The 18106-nt window shown below is 70.7% G+C and carries 4 protein-coding genes; all 4 read left to right on the top strand.

Annotated features, from left to right (window positions below; translation table 11 throughout):
- Position 1 precedes the first annotated feature (1 nt).
- Genes ACPCUW_RS02800 through ACPCUW_RS02815 form a run of 4 tightly spaced genes read left to right on the top strand, consistent with a single transcriptional unit; the run spans position 2 to position 18106 of the window.
- Positions 2-7522: an amino acid adenylation domain-containing protein gene (locus ACPCUW_RS02800; RefSeq protein WP_423423576.1), complete on the top strand. Its 7521-nt coding sequence runs from the start codon at positions 2-4 to the stop codon at positions 7520-7522.
- Between the two features lie 5 nt (positions 7523-7527).
- Positions 7528-10911, top strand: coding sequence for a type I polyketide synthase (locus tag ACPCUW_RS02805; protein ID WP_423423577.1), 3384 nt, complete (start codon positions 7528-7530; stop codon positions 10909-10911).
- The gene (locus ACPCUW_RS02810; protein ID WP_423423578.1) at positions 10908-17204 is read left to right on the top strand and encodes a type I polyketide synthase; all 6297 of its coding nucleotides are present in this window, start codon (positions 10908-10910) and stop codon (positions 17202-17204) included. The genes ACPCUW_RS02805 and ACPCUW_RS02810 overlap by 4 nt, the downstream gene beginning before the upstream one ends.
- A complete protein-coding gene (locus tag ACPCUW_RS02815) occupies positions 17201-18106 on the top strand; it encodes a 3-oxoacyl-[acyl-carrier-protein] synthase III C-terminal domain-containing protein (RefSeq protein WP_423423579.1) in 906 nt (301 codons plus the stop codon). Before ACPCUW_RS02810 ends, ACPCUW_RS02815 begins: the two co-directional genes overlap by 4 nt.

Below are 18106 nucleotides of genomic sequence, written 5' to 3' on the forward strand. Positions count from 1 at the left end.
TGTGCAAGCCGACTTTCTTCCCGGCGTCATCGTCATTGCCACCGATTTCCGCCGCGCACCGGTGCAGCGATACCTGCGTGCCCGGGAAGAGCATCGTCCCCGCTCGTCGGGTCCGGCAGTGGCGGCGTTGATCGCCCTGATCCACCGGTATTCCGAACACGCCGAGGTCACACTCGGAGTGATTGCGCCGGAGGATGATTCACCGAGTCCGTTGCGGGTGGCCGTCGAGCCGGATCGCACGGCGCGGGCGCTGGCCGCAGAGGTCGATGCGGCCCGCTCGCGAGCGGCGGCCGCACGCGCCGGCTTCGACATCGACGAATTGATCGCGACGCTCTGTCCCACACCGGTATTCGATCGCCATCCGCTGTTCCAGATCGCCTACTGCGAAATCACCGGCGAGCACGACCCGGACGCGGCGGAGGACGCGCTCGAGGCCGTCGTCGGCTGCGATCTGGTCTTCGTCGAGGATCGCGGCGCGGGTGAACTGCGCTGCGAATACGATGCGGAGCTGTTCGAACCGCAGACGGTGCGGCGGCTGCTGGCGCAGTGGGCGATGCTGATCGACGCGTTCATCGCGCAGCCGGATACCGCGCTCGCGGCCTTGCCGATGCTGCCGGAGGAGGACCGGGCGGCCCTCGACGAGTGGTCGACCGGGCCGCAGCCGGCCCGTCCCGCGACGACGCTGCACGCACTGATCGCCGAACGAGCGGCGAGCCGGCCCGGCAGTCCCGCCGTGGTGTCCGAGGCGGGCACGCTGAGTTACGGCGAACTCGACGACCGCGCCGCGCGGGTCGCCGGATATCTGAGCGCCGCGGGGGTGCGGCCCCGGCAGATCGTCGCGCTGTGCCTGCGGCGTTCGCCGCGGGTGCCGGTGCTGGCGCTCGGTGTCATGAAGGCCGGTGCGGCCTATCTGCCGCTGGATCCCGCGGATCCGGATGCGCGGCTGGCGACGATCCTGACGGATTCCGGGGCGTCGGTGGTGCTGTGTGACGACGCCGAGATCGCCGAACGCTTATCCGCCGAGGGCGTCACGGCGATCGATCTGGACGCCGTAGGGGACGCACTGGACCAGACCGAGCCCGCACCCGCCCGCGTCGGCGCGCCGACGGATCTCGCCTACGTCATCTACACCTCCGGTTCGACAGGCAGGCCCAAGGGTGTGCTGATCGAACATGCGGCGATTTGTAATCGCCTGCTGCACGACGCGATTCGCATCGACGAGTCGGACCGGGTGCTACAGAAGACGCCGCTGACGTTCGACGTGTCGGTGTGGGATCTGTTCTACCCGCTGGTGCACGGCGCGCAGTCGGTCCTGTGTGATGCCGAGGGGCATCGGGATTCGCGCTATCTCCTGGATGTCATTCGCGCGCGGGAGATCACCGTCGCGCACTTCGTGCCCTCGATGCTGCGCACGTGGCTGGCCGAGCCCGGCGCCGAGGCGTGCACCTCGCTGCGGTACGTGACCACCAGCGGTGAGGCGCTACCCGCCGACGTGGCCGCCGAATTCCACCGGCTGCTGCCGGATACCGCGCTCTACAACTACTACGGACCGACCGAAGCGGCCGTCGACGTCACCTGCGAACAGGTGCTTCCGGGGGCGGCGGTCACCCTCGGCCGGCCGATCGAGAATGTGCGCGCCGTCGTCCTGGACGCCGCGGGACAGCTTGTGCCGGTGGGTGTTCCGGGGCAGCTGCATCTGGCCGGGGTCTGCCTGGCGCGTGGCTATGTCGACCCCGCCGACGAGATCGGCCGCTTCGTGGCCGACCGGCGGACCGGAGAACGGCTGTACGCCACCGGTGATCGTGTGCGGCGGCTGCCCGACGGACGCCTGGAGTATCTCGGCCGGGCCGACCATCAGCTCAAATTGCGTGGTCTGCGGATCGAAGCCGGTGAGGTCGAGGCCGCGTTACGCTCCGCCGAGGGAGTGCGCGAGGCCGTGGTCACGGTCTTCGGCGATGATCCGCAGCGGAGCGAACTGGTCGGCTACGTGAGCGCCGCCGCCGCGGGTGTCGACACCGACGCGGTGCGCGCACATGCCCGTACTCTGCTGCCGGCGTATATGGTGCCCGCGAAAATCGTTGTGCTCGAGGAGTTTCCCCGCAACTCGGCCGGGAAGATCGATCGCAGGAGTTTGCCCGCGCCCGTCGTCGCGGTGCCCGGCTCGACCGCCGCCTCACCGAGCGATCTCTCCGACGCGATAGCGGCGGTCTGGGCGCACGTGCTCGAGTGCGATTCGGTGCCCGCCACCGCGAATTTCTTCGATCTGGGCGGCAATTCACTGCTCGTCGCCCGGGTGCACCTGGCACTGGAAGAGGCGCTCGGGATCTCGATCGCGCGCACGGACCTGTTCCGCTATCCGACCGTGGCCGCACTGGCCGCGGCCCTCGCCGGTTCGGTCGCTGCCCGGGAGTCGGTCGGCGATGCCGGCGACCCCAGCGGTCCGTTCGCGGTGATCGGCATGGCCGTGCGGGTGCCGGGCGCTGCCGATCTCGACGAATTCTGGGATGTCATCGCGGATGCGCGCACGACGATGACCGAACTCGACGACGAGCAGTTGCGGGCCGCGGGCGAATCGGAGGAGCGCATCGCCGCGCCGAATTACGTGCGCACAGCGGCCGTCCTGGACGATATCGCCGGATTCGACGCCGAGTACTTCGGTTTCACCGCCCGCGAGGCCCAGGTCACCGATCCGCAGCATCGGCTGCTGCTGGAATGCGCGGTCGAGGCGCTCGAACACGCGGGCTACGGTGGTGCGCCGCAGCGTCCGCGCACCGGGGTGTTCGTGGGCGGGCTGCCCAGCAGCTACTTCCACCGCTATTTCGCCGACGACTTCACGCAGCTGCCCTCCACCCAGCACTATCAGATCAAGGTCGGCAACGAACCCGACTTCCTGCCCACCTCGATCGCCTACCGCCTCGACCTGCACGGACCGGCCGTCACCGTGCAGAGCGCCTGTTCGACCTCGCTGGTCGCGGTCCATCTGGCCTGCCAATCCATCGGCCGCGGCGAATGCGAGATCGCCTTGGCCGGCGGGGTCGCGGTGCGCGTGCCGGATCGGGTCGGCTACCTGCATCAGGAGGGGATGGTCGCCTCGCCGGACGGGCACTGTCGCGCCTTCGACGAGCAGGCCGGCGGCACCGTCTTCGGCAACGGGGCGGGCGTGGTCGTGCTCAAACGGCTCGACGCAGCGGTGCGCGACGGTGACCGGATCTTCGCCGTGGTGCGCGGCACCGCGATCAACAACGACGGGTCCGCGAAGGTCGGGTTCACCGCGCCGAGTGTCGACGGCCAGGTCGAGGTCATCCGCCGGGCGCATCGCGTGGCCGGGGTGGCGCCGGCGGAGATCGGATACGTCGAGGCGCACGGTACCGCCACGCCGATGGGGGATCCGATGGAGATCGCCGCCCTCACCGAGGCATTCGGCGGTCCGCGCGCGAACCGGTGCGAGGTCGGATCGGTGAAGGCGAATATCGGCCACCTCGATACCGCCGCCGGTGTGGCGGGATTCGTCAAAGCCGTTCTGGCGTTGGACCACGCGGTCCTGCCGGGACTCGCGGATCTGCACCAGCCCAGTAGCCGGATTCCTTGGTCCGAGACGCCTTTCCGGGTGTCGCCGCGCTCGCGCGCATGGCCGTCGGATCGGCCGCGGATCGCCACGGTGTCGGCCTTCGGCATCGGCGGCACCAACGCGCACGCGGTGCTGGAGGCCGCGCCGCCGCGCATCGCGAGCGCCGCACCCGCGGGCTGGACCGGACTGTTCCGGTTGTCGGCGCGTTCCGATGCGGCACTGCGTGACCTCGCGCAGCGCTACCTCGATCGGCTCGATGCCGATGCCGATGTCGCCGTCGAAGACGTCTGCTACACGACAGGTTTCGGTCGAGAGCATCATGGGCGGCGGCTTGCCGCGGTGATCTCCACGCTGCCGGAGTTGCGGGCGGCGCTGGCGGCGTACCTGCGCGGTGAACCCGCGGCGGCATTGTTCACCGCGGCGGAGCAGCATGCGGACCACCGCCTGTGCCTGGTCCTGGGCGACGCTCCCGAAGCCGGTGTCGACGAATTCCTCGACCGGTACGCCGACGATGCGGTGGTGCGGAAGGCGCGCGCGGAGGTGTCGGCGGCACTCGGCGGCGCCGAACCCACCGGAGTGCAGGCGGAGCTGGCCCGTCAGTACGTCCTGGTGCAGATGTGGCGGGCGTGCGGCCTGCACTGGGATGCGGTGATCGGTTACGGCACAGGCGAATACGTGGCCGCGACGATCTCCGGCGTGCTCGACCTGGCGACCGCCATGCGGGCCGCCGCGGCTGGGACACCGGCGTGGGCGGGTGAACGCCGGGACCTGCGGTTGGCATCGCACGCACCGAATGCCGACGCACCGCTCGATTCGTGCGTGGCGGCCGTGGGCTGTGATCGGATGCTGGTGCTGGGCCGTCGCAGCGACGAACGAGCCCGGCTGCGGCTGGCCGCCGATCGGTACGGCGTCCACACGGTACCGGCGGCCGACGGGCCGCACGATTTCTCGCGCGGCCTGCTGGTCGCGGCGGCGAAACTCTATGCGAGCGGTGTGGACATCTGTCCCACGCCGTGGGGCCCGTTCGCCCAGGGGCGTCGAATCCCGCTGCCCACCTACGCATTCCAGCGCAGCACCTTCTGGGTCGAACCGAAACGGGCGAGCCGCCGTGCCGAGAGCGCCGCCGAGGAGACCGGGCTGCCCGGCCGTCCGGTGGATCTGCCGTTGTCGGAGGAGATTCGCTACGAACGCGGTTTCGCCTGTGACTCACCGTCGTATGTGACCGATCACCGGTTGTTCGGTACCGCGGTGGTGCCCGGCGCCTCGCATATCGCCATGGTGCTGGCCGCGGCCGCGCACCACATCGTCGGGCCCTACGTGCTGCGGGACACGTTGTTCCTGCATCCGTTCGCCGTGTCGGACGGCGGCAGCCGCCGCGCACAACTGGTGCTGCGGCCGAGCGGTCCGGGCTGGGACGTGACCCTCGTCGCTGAGGAGGAATCCGGTGCGGGCGCGGCCTGGCCGGCGCTGTTCCGCACCGCGCTGGAAAGCGCTCCCGCCGAATCGGATTCGACATTCGGCGAGACCGAGCGCGGAGATATTCTCGCCCGCTGTCCGCAGGAGCTGTCCGGACTCGAGTTCTATCGTGATGTGTGGGTGCCGGGGCTCGACACCGGAAACTCCTTCCACTGGATCGAGAGCATCCGGCGCGGCGACAACGAGGCACTATGCCTGACCACCCGTCCCGAGGGCGTGGAGATCGGGCCGGAACCGCTGCACGCGGGGTTGGTCGAGGCCGCGTTCCAGGTGCTCAACAGCTGCTGGAAATACGACAACGATCTGCTGCGGGCGCAGGAGAACATCTACGTTCCCTTCAGTATCGACCGCTACTACTTCTCCGGTCACCGCACCGAGGGCCCGCTGTGGATCCATGCCCGATTGGCAGGCGGGCACGGGGCGGGTGACGAGGCGTTCACCGCGCATATCCGGATGTACAGCGCCACCGGCGAATTGGTGGTCGCCGTGGACGGATTCGAATCGCGGCGCATCAGCCGGGCACAGGTGGAGCGGGCGCTCGCGCACAAGACGGCCGATATCACCCACGAGCAGCACTGGCAGCGCACCGAGGCGGCCGACACGGGCACCGAGCCGGTCTCGCTGCTGGTGGTCGACGATGAACCCGACCGGTTGAGCCGTTTCGCGCGGGTGCTGCGCGCGCGGGCGATTCCGGCCGAGACGGTACTGATCGGTGCGGATGCCCCGCCGGGATCGGGCATCACGCGCAGCGCGGCCACCGACGCCGAAATACGCGCGTGGCCGGTCGAAATCGCCGCGGCGGACCGTCGCGGCTTCGTCGACCTGCGCGGCCTGACGAGAGCCGACGGCGAGAGCGCGCGGTTCGTCGGCGAGGCCGCCCGGCGGTGTGCCGCGGCGGTGCGACCACTACCGGCGCTGGCATCCGAACGCGTCCGCGTGTGGTGGCCCACCCGCGGCGCCCAACCGGTGACCGGCGACGCCGACGTCACCGATCCGGCGGCGACCATGCTGTGGGGTATCGCCACGGTCGTCCGTCGTGAGTATCCGGAACTGCGTTGCAGCACAGTCGATCTGGATGGCGACGACGATTCGTCGCTGATCCGGCTGGCGGCCGAGATCCACCGCTGGTCGCCGGAGACGCGGATCGCCCATCGCGGCGGGAATCGCTACGTCGCACGGCTCCGCCGGGCGCAGCCGGGGACGGATGTGCGGATACGGCGCGATCGCAGCTATCTCGTCACGGGCGGGCTGCGGGGGATCGGCCCCCGCGTGGCGCACATGCTCGCCGAGCAGGGCGCGGGACACCTCGTGCTCGTCGGCCGCACCGCACCCGATCCGGAGACCGCGCGGCTGCTGGACGAGATCCGCGACGGCGGCTGCTCGGTCACCGTGCACACCGCCGATATCGGCGCCGAGTCGCTCGCCGGCGTGGTGGCGGCAGCGCCGCATCCGCTCGGCGGCATCGTGCATGCGGCCGGTGTGCTCGACGATGCGACGATCGCCGGGCTGGACGCCGGCCGATTCGAGAAGGTCCTGGCGCCCAAGGTCGGCGGTATCCACCGGCTGCGCGAAATAATCGGTGCGGATACGGAATTCGTGGTGTTCTTCTCGTCGCTGACCGCAACCGTCGGGGCGGGCGGACAGGCCAATTACGCGGCGGCCAATGCGTATCTGGACGGGTACGCGTCGCTGTTGCGGGGCCAGGGGATCCGCGCGACCAGCATCGCGTGGGGTCCGTGGGGCGAGATCGGGATGGCGGCCCGGCTCGACGCCGAAGAGCGCGAGCGGGCCCGGCTGCGCGGCTACCGACCGCTCTCGCCGGAGCAGGGGCTGCGTCTGCTGGCCGGCAACCTGGTCGCTGCCGGTCCGACCGTCGTCGCCGCGGATCTGGACTGGCCGAAGCTGGCCGCGGCCGCGGGTGGTGACCCGTGGTACGGAAGTATCGCCGCCACCCCCGCCGCTGCCGGACCGGCCGCCTCGCTGCGTGAACGGGTTCTGGCGGCTGCCCGGACCGACCGGGCGGGCCTCGTGCGCGAGCTCACGGCCACCGAGGTGAAGGCGGTGCTGGGCCTCGACGCCGGGCATCTGATCGACCCGGAGGAGGGATTCACCCAGCTCGGGATGGACTCCCTCGCGGTCGTCGAACTGCGCTCACGCCTACAGGACGGTTTCGGACTCGCGCTGCCCGCGACCTTCGGATTCGACCATCCGACCGTCGAGAAGGCGGCCGAATATCTCATGGCCGCAATCGGTTCCGGGGAGCCCGACGCGCCCGACCCGGCCACTGCCGCCGTTCATGCTCGGCCCCACCACGCGACGACACAGGACAGACCACCGCACGTCACCGACGTACCGCCCGAGGGTTCGGCTTCGGAATCGGCCCCATCGGCCCCGCCGGCGCCGCCCCAGTCGGAGGATCCGATCGCCGCCGAGCTGGCTCTGCTGGAGGCGGCATTACACAGCGACGCACAGTGGTGAGGGATATGTCCGCAGCAAGTTCCGAATCCGTCTCCACCACCGGTGTGACACCCGACCGCGAGCAGCGCATCGCCGCGGCCCTGCGCGCGGCGCGGGAGCGGCTGGCCGAACCTCGTCCGGCGGAACCGATCGCGATCGTCGGCATCGGCTGCCGGTTCCCCGGCGGCATCACCGGGCCGGACACCCTGTGGGACGTCGTGGCCGGGGGTGTCGACGCCACCGGCGAACAGCCCGGCGATCGGTGGGATGTGCAGCGGTTCTACGATCCGGACCCGGACAAACCCGGCACCATCTACACCACCCGCGGCGGATTTCTCGACGCGGTGGACATGTTCGACGCCGACTTCTTCGGCATCTCACCGCGCGAAGCGCACGCGATGGACCCGCAGCAACGGCTCCTCCTGGAGATCGCGTGGGAGGCGGTGGAGAACGCGGGTATCGCGCCCCAGCGGCTGCGCGGATCCGATACCGGCTTGTTCGTCGGATTCAGCTGGCGCGACTACGACCGCATCGCCGTCGCGAATATCCCCGAGGCCATGAACGCCTATGCGGGACTGGGGAACACACCGAGTATCGCGGTGGGCCGGGTGGCGTACACGCTGGATCTGCACGGACCGGTGTCACTGGTGGATACCGCGTGCTCGTCGTCGCTGGTGGCGGTCCATCAGGCGGTGCAGAGTCTGCGCAACGGCGACTGCTCGACGGCGCTGGCCGGTGGTGTGAACCTGATCCTCTCGCCGTTCTCGACGATGTTCTGCTGCCGCATCCGGGCGTTGTCGCCGGACGGCCGCTGCAAGACCTTCGATGCCTCCGCCGACGGATACGGTCGCGCCGAGGGCGCCGGTCTGGTGGTGCTCAAGCGGCTCTCGCAGGCACAGCGCGACGGCGACCGGATCTACGCGGTGATCCGCGGCTCCGCGGTCAACCACGACGGCCGGACCGGCGGACTCACCGTGCCGAGCGCCCGCGCCCAGGAGGCAGTGGTGCGGGCGGCGCTGCGGGCGGCGAATCTCGAACCGGCGCAAGTGAACTACATCGAGGCACACGGCACGGGCACCGCGCTGGGCGACCCGATCGAAATCGGTGCGCTGAACTCCGTCTTCGGCGGCGCGCGTGCGCCGCTGTGGGTCGGGTCGATCAAATCTAATTTCGGGCACGCCGAGACGGCGGCGGGGATCGCCGGTCTGATCAAGGCGGCCCTGGCCGTCGAGCGCGGTGTGCTGCCGCCGACGCTGCATGTGCGGGAACCGAATCCACGCATCGATTGGGCGTCCGGTTCGGCGCGGGTGGTCACCGAGACCACACCGTGGCCCGCCGGATCGCGGATCGCGGGTGTCAGTTCGTTCGGTTTCAGCGGGACCAACGCGCACGTGCTGGTCGAACAACCGCCGGCGGCAGCCGAATCCGGCGGCGTCGTACCCTCGGGCCTGCTGACGCTGTCCGCCCGCGGCGACGAGGCGTTGCGGGCGCAGGCGCGGCGGTTCGCGCTCGCGCTGCGCACCGTGGAACCGTCGAGACTCGAATCGGTGTGCGCGACAGCGAATCTCGGGCGGAGCGCGTTCGAACATCGACTCGCCGTGGTGGCCGGTAGTACGACAGCGATGGCGGCCGCCCTGGACGCACATATCGCCGGGCAGCGGCAGCCGACGATCGTGACCGGCCACGTGCCGCGGGGTCGTGCCGTGCGTACCGCACTGTTGATCGGGCACCGCGGACCCGGTGTGGAACCGCTCGATCGCGAAAGCTATACCGGCTCCGACGTCTTTCGCGCCGCCGTCGACGAATGCCTGGAGGCGACCGCCTCGCGGGAGAGTTTCCGGACCGCTCTGTTCGCCGGGCTGGCACCGCATCAGGCGCAGCGCGTCCCCGGCCTGGCGGATGCGCTTGCCTTCGTGCACCGGTACGCCACCACTCGCCAGTTGCTGGCATTCGGTCTGCGTCCGGCTGCCGTGCTGGGCGTCGGCGTGGGCGAGTACGTGACCGCCGCGATCGCCGGAATTCTGGAACCGGCTGTGGCACTGCGTGCTTCGGTCTCGACCGCGGCGCTGCTCGGCGAACGCGTGGTGGCACGCACCGACGACCGTGCGCTGCTCGACGCGGTACTGCGCGAAACCGGTGCGCGCCTGTGCGGTCACGCCGGCGACCGCTATCTGCTGGAGGCGGGCCCCGGCGGTCGCGAGCCGCTCCTGCACCGCCTGCGCGCCGCCGGTGTCGCCGCGACGACGCACGCCGAACTGCGCGACCACCTGGGAACGGCCGTCCCTGATCCGGGTCAGCCGGGCGAGCCCGAACTCACTGTCGTCTCCGCGCACACCGGGATGCGCCTCGGCCACGAAGCGGCCGATCCCGCCTACTGGTCGAGCCGCCCGCTGTGGCCCGCGCACCTGGACCGGGCCTTCGCCACGCTGGGAGAACTCGACTGCACGGTATTCGCCGAGGTCGCTGGGGCGACGCTGACCGAACTGGGAAGCCGCCGCACCGCCCCGGAGAGCCGCTGGTTCACCACCGGAACCACTCGCGGCGAAGTGATCCGGTGCACGGCCGGGCTGTTCGTGGCCGGCGCAGTCGACGATCTGCGCGACCTGCACGGCACCCACTATCCCCGGATCACCCTCCCCACCTATCCCTTTCAGCGCCGCCGCTACTGGGTGGAAGCGTCCGGCGCCACGCATGCGACCGGCGAGCCGAGCGCACCCGCTGCGGCGGCTCGGCCTCCGCAGGTCGAAGCCCTCGATGTGGACAACCTCGATGCCGCTCGATCGGCCACGACAGCTTCAGGCGATGGTCAGGGAACTGTCCAGGGGTCCGCAGTTCCCGGACCGCCTGTGCGCACCGATGCGACCGGGTCGGACGTGCCCGCGGGAGCCGTCGCATCGGCGCGGCCCGCGCCGTCCGAGGCGGAGCTGTACCTGCTGCGCCGACGGGTGAGCGCGGTGGTGGTCGCGAGTATCCGGCAGGTCTTCCAGATGCCGGATTCCGATCCCGTCGATCTGCAGACACCGCTGCAGGAACTCGGCTTCGACTCGCTCATGGCGATCGAATTGCGGACCGTATTGGGCCGTGCGCTCGCGCTGCCGATCGAAGCGGCATTCGCCTTCGAATTCCCGACGGCCACAGTGCAGATCGCCGAGCTCACCGCGCGGTTGGCCGCCGCACCGACGATTCCGCCCGAGCCGGCCGCCGAACCGGCGATGTCGGCACCGGCGACTGCGGCGGAACCGACCACGATCGAGCCGCAGCCGAAGCACCACGACCCGGCCGACCCGCACCCCGTGTCGTTCGACATCCCCGTCAGCACGACCCGCACCCCGCTCGACGGCTTGAGCGAATCCGATCTCATCGCGCTTGCTCGCGCGGAAGTGGCTGCCCTGGAAGAGGTGCTGCGTTGACCCCGACCGCGACGAATCCGAGTGCGCTGCCCGAGGGCGGCGACAGCAGCGAGGCCTTACGCGGCGCCATCGCCGCCCTGCGCACGGCCCGCGGGGCCTTGGCACAGCGCAGTGAGCCGGTCGCCGTGATCGGTGCGGGCTGTCGCCTGCCCGGCGGCGTGGGTTCGCTGGAGGAATTCTCAGAATTCCTGCGCGCGGGCGGCGACGGCGTGGTCGATATTCCACCGGACCGCTGGGATGTCGAGCACTATTACGATCCCGACGCCGACGCACCCGGCAGATCTTTCATCGCGAAGATGGGCGCCCTCACCGATATCGGCGATTTCGATGCCGCCTTCTTCGGCATCTCGCCGCGCGAGGCCGAGGCCATGGACCCGCAGCAGCGGCTGCTGCTCGAGGTCGCGTGGGAGGCGCTCGAGCATGCCGCGATTCCACCGGAGTCCCTGCGCGAGAGCCGGACCGGCGTCTTCGTCGGCATGTGCCCCAACGATTACGGCGCCGCGGCGACGGATCCGGCGGCGATCGACATCTATTCCGCCACCGGTCTGGCGCCGTCGGTGGCGGCGGGGCGGATCGCCTATCACCTCGGACTGCAGGGGCCCGCCCTGGTCGTCGACACCGCATGCTCGTCCGCACTGGTCGCGCTGCATCTGGCGGTGCAGAGCCTGCGGTCGGGGGAGTGCGAGCTGGCATTGGTGGCCGGGGTCAATCTGATCGTGTCCCCGCAGTCGATGATCTCGATGTCGAAACTCCGGGCGCCCTCGCCGAGGAATCGCTGCGCGCCCTTCTCCGCCGCCGCCGACGGACTGGTGCGCGGCGAGGGGTGCGGCGTCGTCGTGCTGAAGCGCGAGTCCGCCGCCCACGCCGCCGGTGATCGAGTGCTGGCCTCGATTGTGGCCACGGCCGTCGATCAGGACGGCCGCAGCAACGGCCTCACCGCGCCCAACGGCCGCGCCCAGGAACAGGTGCTGCGGGATGCGCTGCGCGAGGCCAAGCTGGAGGCCGGCCGCATCGACTACATCGAGGCGCACGGCACCGGCACACCGCTGGGCGACCCCATCGAATTGCGCGCGCTGTCCGCGGTTTTCGGCGCCGATCGAGACCGTCCACTGCTCGTCGGATCGGCCAAGGGCAATCTGGGCCATCTGGAACCGGCCGCCGGAATCGCCGGACTGCTCAAGGCCATCACGGTCGTCCGCGACCGGATCGTCCCGCCCACACTGCATTTCGACGCGCCGAATCCGCTGATCGACTGGGACGCCACGCCGATCGTGATCCCGGCCGCGGCGCGGGAGATCTCCGGCGCCGAGCCGGTGTACGCGGGGGTCAGCGCATTCGGATTCAGCGGGACCAACGCGCATACGATCATCACCACGGCCCCGGGGATCGAACCGGCGGCCGAAGATGCCGGGGATGTCGGGGATGCCGCCGAACCGGCTCGGGAACTGCTGGTCCTGCCGCTGTCGGCGGCCACCGAACAAGCGTTGCGGGATACCGCGCTTCGCTGGCGGGACCGGCTGGCGGCCGGCGCGCCGGCGCGTGACCTGTGCTTCACCGCGTCGCGTCGCGCCGCACTCGACCATCGTGCCGTGGTGATCGGGGAAACCGCCGCCGCACTGCAACGCGGACTCACCGCCGTCGCCGAGGATCGTGATCGCGCGGGCGTGATTCGCGGTCGCCGCGGCGAACCGGGCGCCCTGGTCTTCGTCTTCGCCGGATTCGGCGGGCACTGGACCGGGATGGGTGCCCAGCTCATGGCCGACTATCCGGTATTCGCCGAGGCGGTGCGGCGGTGCGCGGCGGCGTTCGAACCTCATCTGGGCGCCGACATCGCCGAACTGCTGGCCACCGGCGAATCCGACGGCGGCCGTATCGATCTCGCCCAGCCCATGTCCTTCGCCGTGCAGATCGGATTGGCGGAATTGCTGGCGGCGACCGGGTTCCGGCCCGATGCCGTGATCGGTCACAGCGTCGGTGAGATCGCGGCCGCCCGGGTCGCGGGGGCACTGAGCCTCGCCGACGCCGCCGCGGTCATCGTCCACCGCAATCGTGTGCTGCGCGCGATCGAAGGGACCGGCGGCATGTTGTCGGTGCCGATGAGCGCCGGTGAGCTCGCCGGATGGCTGGAGCAGATCGAAGGCGAATTCGACCTCGCCGCGGTGAACGGACCCGCGCAGGTCGTCGTCTCCGGGACGGTCGCCGATCTGGATCGGCTCGAAAAGGCGCTGGCCGCAGCCGGTTACGATCCTCGGCGGGTGAAGATCGAGTCGGCCGCGCACAGCCGCCAGCTGGATCCGCACCTAAACGCCTTCGTCGAGCGGATCGCCGGCATCACCGCGATCCCGGGTGGCCGGGCCGCCTTCCTGTCCACCGTGGAGTCCGACTACGTCCCCACCGATGCGCTGACCGCCGACTACTGGGGTCGAAATCTGCGCAGCACGGTCCGCCTCGACGAGACCGTCGAGCGGGTGCTCGCGGAGGGTCCGGCGACCTTCGTCGAGATCGGGCCCAATCCCGTTCTGGTGGACGGCATCCGCGCCCGCATCGACGCGTCGAACGACCGGGGTGCGGTGGCCGGATCCCTGAAACGCAACGGCTACGCGCGCCGCGACATCCTGGAACTGATCGCCCGGTTGTACGTGCACGGAGTCCCCGTGGACTGGGCGGCCGCCGGGGTGCGCGGCCGGATCGTCGAACTGCCGGCGTATCCGTGGCAGCACAGACGGTTCTGGGCTCGCTCCGACTGGGATGTGGCGGCCGAACAGCACGATGGTCAGGCGGTGGTCGAATCGTCCGTCAGCGGCGAACGCCTGCTCCAGCGCGTGGTCGATCCCGCTCGCTCGCCCTGGTTGCTCGACCACGCGGTCGGGGATACGCCGGTCGCCGCGGGCGCCTGGCTGGTCAACCTCGCCGCCGCGGCCCGCCTGCAGCACGGTTTCGGGCCCGGCTGCCATTTCGCCGAGATCCGGTTCGAGCGGGTACTCACCCTGCCCGACACCGGCCGTCGAGTGCAGGTGGTACTGCGCGACAACGAGTTTCGCATCAGCGCCCGCGCCGCCGAGCCGGGTGGCGCGGCCACGGTGTGGACCGAGCACGCTCGCGGACGGATCGTTTCCGGCGAGAACATCCCCGAGGTCCCGGGACTGGCCGCGGCGCGGCGGCACTGCCTCACCACGGTGGACCCGCAGGATCTCTACGCGGCCTACACCCGCAACGGCACTCGCTACGGGCCCGCCTTCCGCACGGTGACGGAACTGTCGGTCGGCGATGGTGAGGCGCTCGGACGGGTGAGCGCGGCGGCCGGTGCGCGCGACCCGGAGCACGGGGTGACGGCCGCCGCGGTGCTCGACGGATGTTTCCAGGTGGTCGGCGCACTGGCCGGGGACGAACTGTTCCTGCCGTCCGCGATCGGCGCCCTGCACGTCGCCGACCACATTCCGCCTCAGGTCCACGCCCATGTGCGCCGCTACGCCCGCGACGGTCGCCTGCAGACCGCCGACCTCGACATCTACGCCGACGACGGCTCGCTCGTCGCCTCGGTGCGCGAGCTGACCGCCACCCGCGTCGACGCGGATACCGCCGATGCCGCCGTCCTCGCGGTCGATTGGCAGCAGCGTCCGCGCGCGACCGGGCCGCTCTCGGGACGCTGGGTGGTCGTCGGCGGCGACCCGGACGACGACGCACCGCTGGGACCCGAAACGCTGATCCGGGAACTCGTCGCGGCGGGCGCAGACGCCGCCACGGTCGCGGTCGCGCCGAGTGCCGACGACACCGAACCGCACGCCCCGACCTTCGACGAACCCGCGGATCACATCCTGTACCTCGCCGGAACCGAGGACGGCGCAACGGCATTCGCCGATCTCGCCGCACTGCTCGGCCTCGCGCGGGCGGCCGTGCGGATGACCTCCGCGCCCCGGCTGTGGGTGGTCACGCGCGGCGGTCAGGCGGTGGCGCAGGAGTGCGTGGACCCGTGGCAGGCGGCCCTGTGGGGTTTCGGCACCGCCCTGGCCGCCGAACACCCCGAACTGCGCACCACGCTCGTCGACCTGGCCGCCGACGCGGGCGTGGACGGCGACGACACGGCCGACCTGGTCGCGGAACTCGCCGACGGCAGCGAGCGGCATATCGCGCTGCGCTCCGGACTTCGCTGGGTCGCGCGCCTCGACCGGGTCCGGCTGAATCCGGATCCACCCGTCGTCGCCGCGGGCACTCGCGGCTTCGGGGTGGATATCGACGAGCCCGGCCGCCTGCAGACGCTGACGCTGCGCGGTCGCGGCCGGCCGCGACCGGGCCCCCGTGAGGTCGTCGTCGCCGTGGCCGCCGCCGGCCTCAACTTCGCCGACGTCATGTGGGCCATGGGCTTTTTCGCGGATCTCGACGACGTGCCGCTGGGATCGGAATGCGCGGGCACCGTCGTCGCCGTGGGCGCCGAGGTCGATACGGTGCGCGTCGGCGACCGGGTGGTGGCGGTGGCGCTGAACTGCCTGGCGACCCATGCCGTCGCCGACGCGGCGCTGGTCTATCGCCTGCCGGAGACGTTCGCGCTCACCGACGCCGCGGCGCTGCCCACCGCCTACACCACCGCCTGCTACGCACTCGAACATCTGGCCCGGGTGCGCCCCGGCATGCGCATCCTGATCCATTCGGCTACGGGTGGCACGGGTGCGGCGGCCATCGCGGTGGCACAGCGGCACGGACTGGAGATCATCGCGACCGCGGGCACCGAGGACAAGCGCCGCTACCTGCGGGAGCTGGGCATCGAGCACGTCTTCGACTCGCGCACCACGGAATTCGAGCAGCAGGTTCTCGATGTCACCGCCGGCGCGGGGGTCGATATCGTGCTCAACTCCCTCACCGGCGCGGCCGCCGAGGCGAGTCTGCGCACGGTCGCCGCCGACGGGATCTTCCTCGAGCTCGGCAAACGCGATATCTACGGCTCGGGGCGGCTCCCCCTGGAACATTTCAAACGCCGCATCACCTACACCGCCGTCGATATGGCCGGCCTGCACCGCGAGCGCCCGGCGGTTTTCGCCGAACTGCTGCACCACACGCTCGACCGCGTCGTCTCCGGCGAACTGGAACCGCTTCCGGTGCAGACCTATCCGATCGCCGCGGCGGCCGAGGTGTTCCGGCTGATGAGCACCGGTGCGCACACCGGCAAACTGGTGCTGGTGACCGACGACGCGGCCACCACCGACATCGTGCGCGGTGCCGCGCAGGGGCTGGCCGAACCCGGCTGCGTCCTGATCACCGGCGGCCTCGGCGGGCTGGGTCTCGAACTGGCCCGCACCCTGGTCGAACGGGGCGGCACGCAGGTCGGACTGCTCGCCCGCCGGGAGCCGACCGCCGACGAACGCGCGATCATCGACGAACTCAACGTCGCCGGAGAGCGCGTGATCGTGGAACGCGCCGATGTCGCCGATGCGGTCGAGGTCACCGACGCCGTGGGGCGGTTGCGCTCCCGGATCGGTCCGGTGCGCGGGGTGTTCCATCTCGCGGCCGTCCTGCGCGACGCCGTCCTGACCAATCAGAGCTGGGACCGGTTCGATCCTGTGCTGCGTCCGAAGGCATTGGGCGCCTGGAACATTCACCGTGCGGTGACCGGCGATCCCGTCGAGTACTTCGTGATGTACTCCTCCACCGCGACCCTGCTGCCCTCGGGCGGTCAATTGAACTACGCAGCCGCCAACGCGTTTCTCGACGGCTTGGCGCACTACCGGCGTGCGCAGGGGCTGGCGGCCACCGCGGTGGCATGGGGTCCGTTCCGCGATACCGGACTCGCCGCGCGCAGCGACGCGACCGAGGAGTATCTGGCCGGCCGCGGAATCCGCTCGCTGGCGCCGGCGACGGCATACACGCTGCTGGAGACACTGCTCGACGACGGTCGTCCCCGCGCCGCCATCATCGGTCTCGATGCCGACGCCTGGCTCGGCGCCCATCCCTTCGCGCGCGCCGTGCCGATGTACGAACCTCTGCGCGCCATGGGTTCCGGCGCCACCTCGGCCCTGGCGGACGAGCTGCGCCGCCTCCCGGTCGAGGAGCGCGAGGCCGCGCTGTGGGAGCTGCTGCTGAGCAGAACGGCCGCGGTCCTGCGCATCGATGCCGACGAGATCGACCCCGCCACACCATTTCTGGAACTGGGCATGAGTTCGCTGGCGCTGCTCGAATTCAAGAACGGGCTGTCGGCGGCCCTGGGGATCGACCTGCCCGGCGCGGTGCACTGGGAACATCCGACCGTGCGGGCGATGCACCGCTACCTGTCCGGCCGCCTGCGCGAGGAGGAGTCCCGATGAGCGTCTATCTGCACGGGGTCTCCTATGCCGTCGGCGCTCGCGAGCCCATCGCGAGCCTGGAGCCGCTGCGCGAGGACCCCGCCATGTTGCGCGATATGCACGGCCTCGGCCTGTACCACTACTGCCGCACCGAACAGACCCCCCTGCAACTGGCCGCCGAGGTGGTCGCGAGCACTCTCGACCGGATCCCGGTGGATGCGGCCGAGATCGACCTGCTGGTCTACGCGTCGTCGAGTCCCGAAACCGGCGCCCTGGCCGGTGGTGAATTCCTGCGCTTCTGTGAGCGTTTCGGCCTCACCCGCGCCACGCCGATCGGTGTCACCCTCGCCGAATGCGCGAATTTCGGCAGCGCCCTGCGGATCGCGCACAGCCTGGTAGCCGCCGGATCGGCCCGCAATGTCCTGGTCGTCACCTCCGACGCGTGCCCGGACCCGCACGCCCGCATCCTGCGCGACGCGCTCTCGGTGCTGAGCGACGGTGCGGCCGCCTGCCTGATCACCTCCGCCGAACCGTCGCGCATCGAGGTGCTCGGCTCGAATCAGGGCACCAACCAGCTGATCCGCGTGGCGAAGATACCGGCGCTGGCCGGGCTCACCAAACGCGGCTTGTCCCGCGCGGTCGCCGATATGCTCGACCGCGCCGGCCTGGACCGCGCCGACGTGCGACGCATCATCGCCAACAACGTCAACGAGGAGGCCGTGCGGTTCATGGCCGATTCGGCCGGACTCGACCACGACCTGTGCTATCTCGACAACATCGCCGACTACGCCCACGTGCACTCGGCCGACAACCTGATCAACCTGCAGACCTATCTGGAGGACGGCGTCGCGCCGGGGGAGATCGTCATGACCATCAGCCACGGGTTCGGCACCTGGGGCGTCGCACTGTTGAGGATCGGCTGA

It is taken from the genome of Nocardia sp. AB354 (assembly GCF_049538315.1).
GTDB classification, from domain to species: Bacteria; Actinomycetota; Actinomycetes; order Mycobacteriales; family Mycobacteriaceae; genus Nocardia; species Nocardia nova.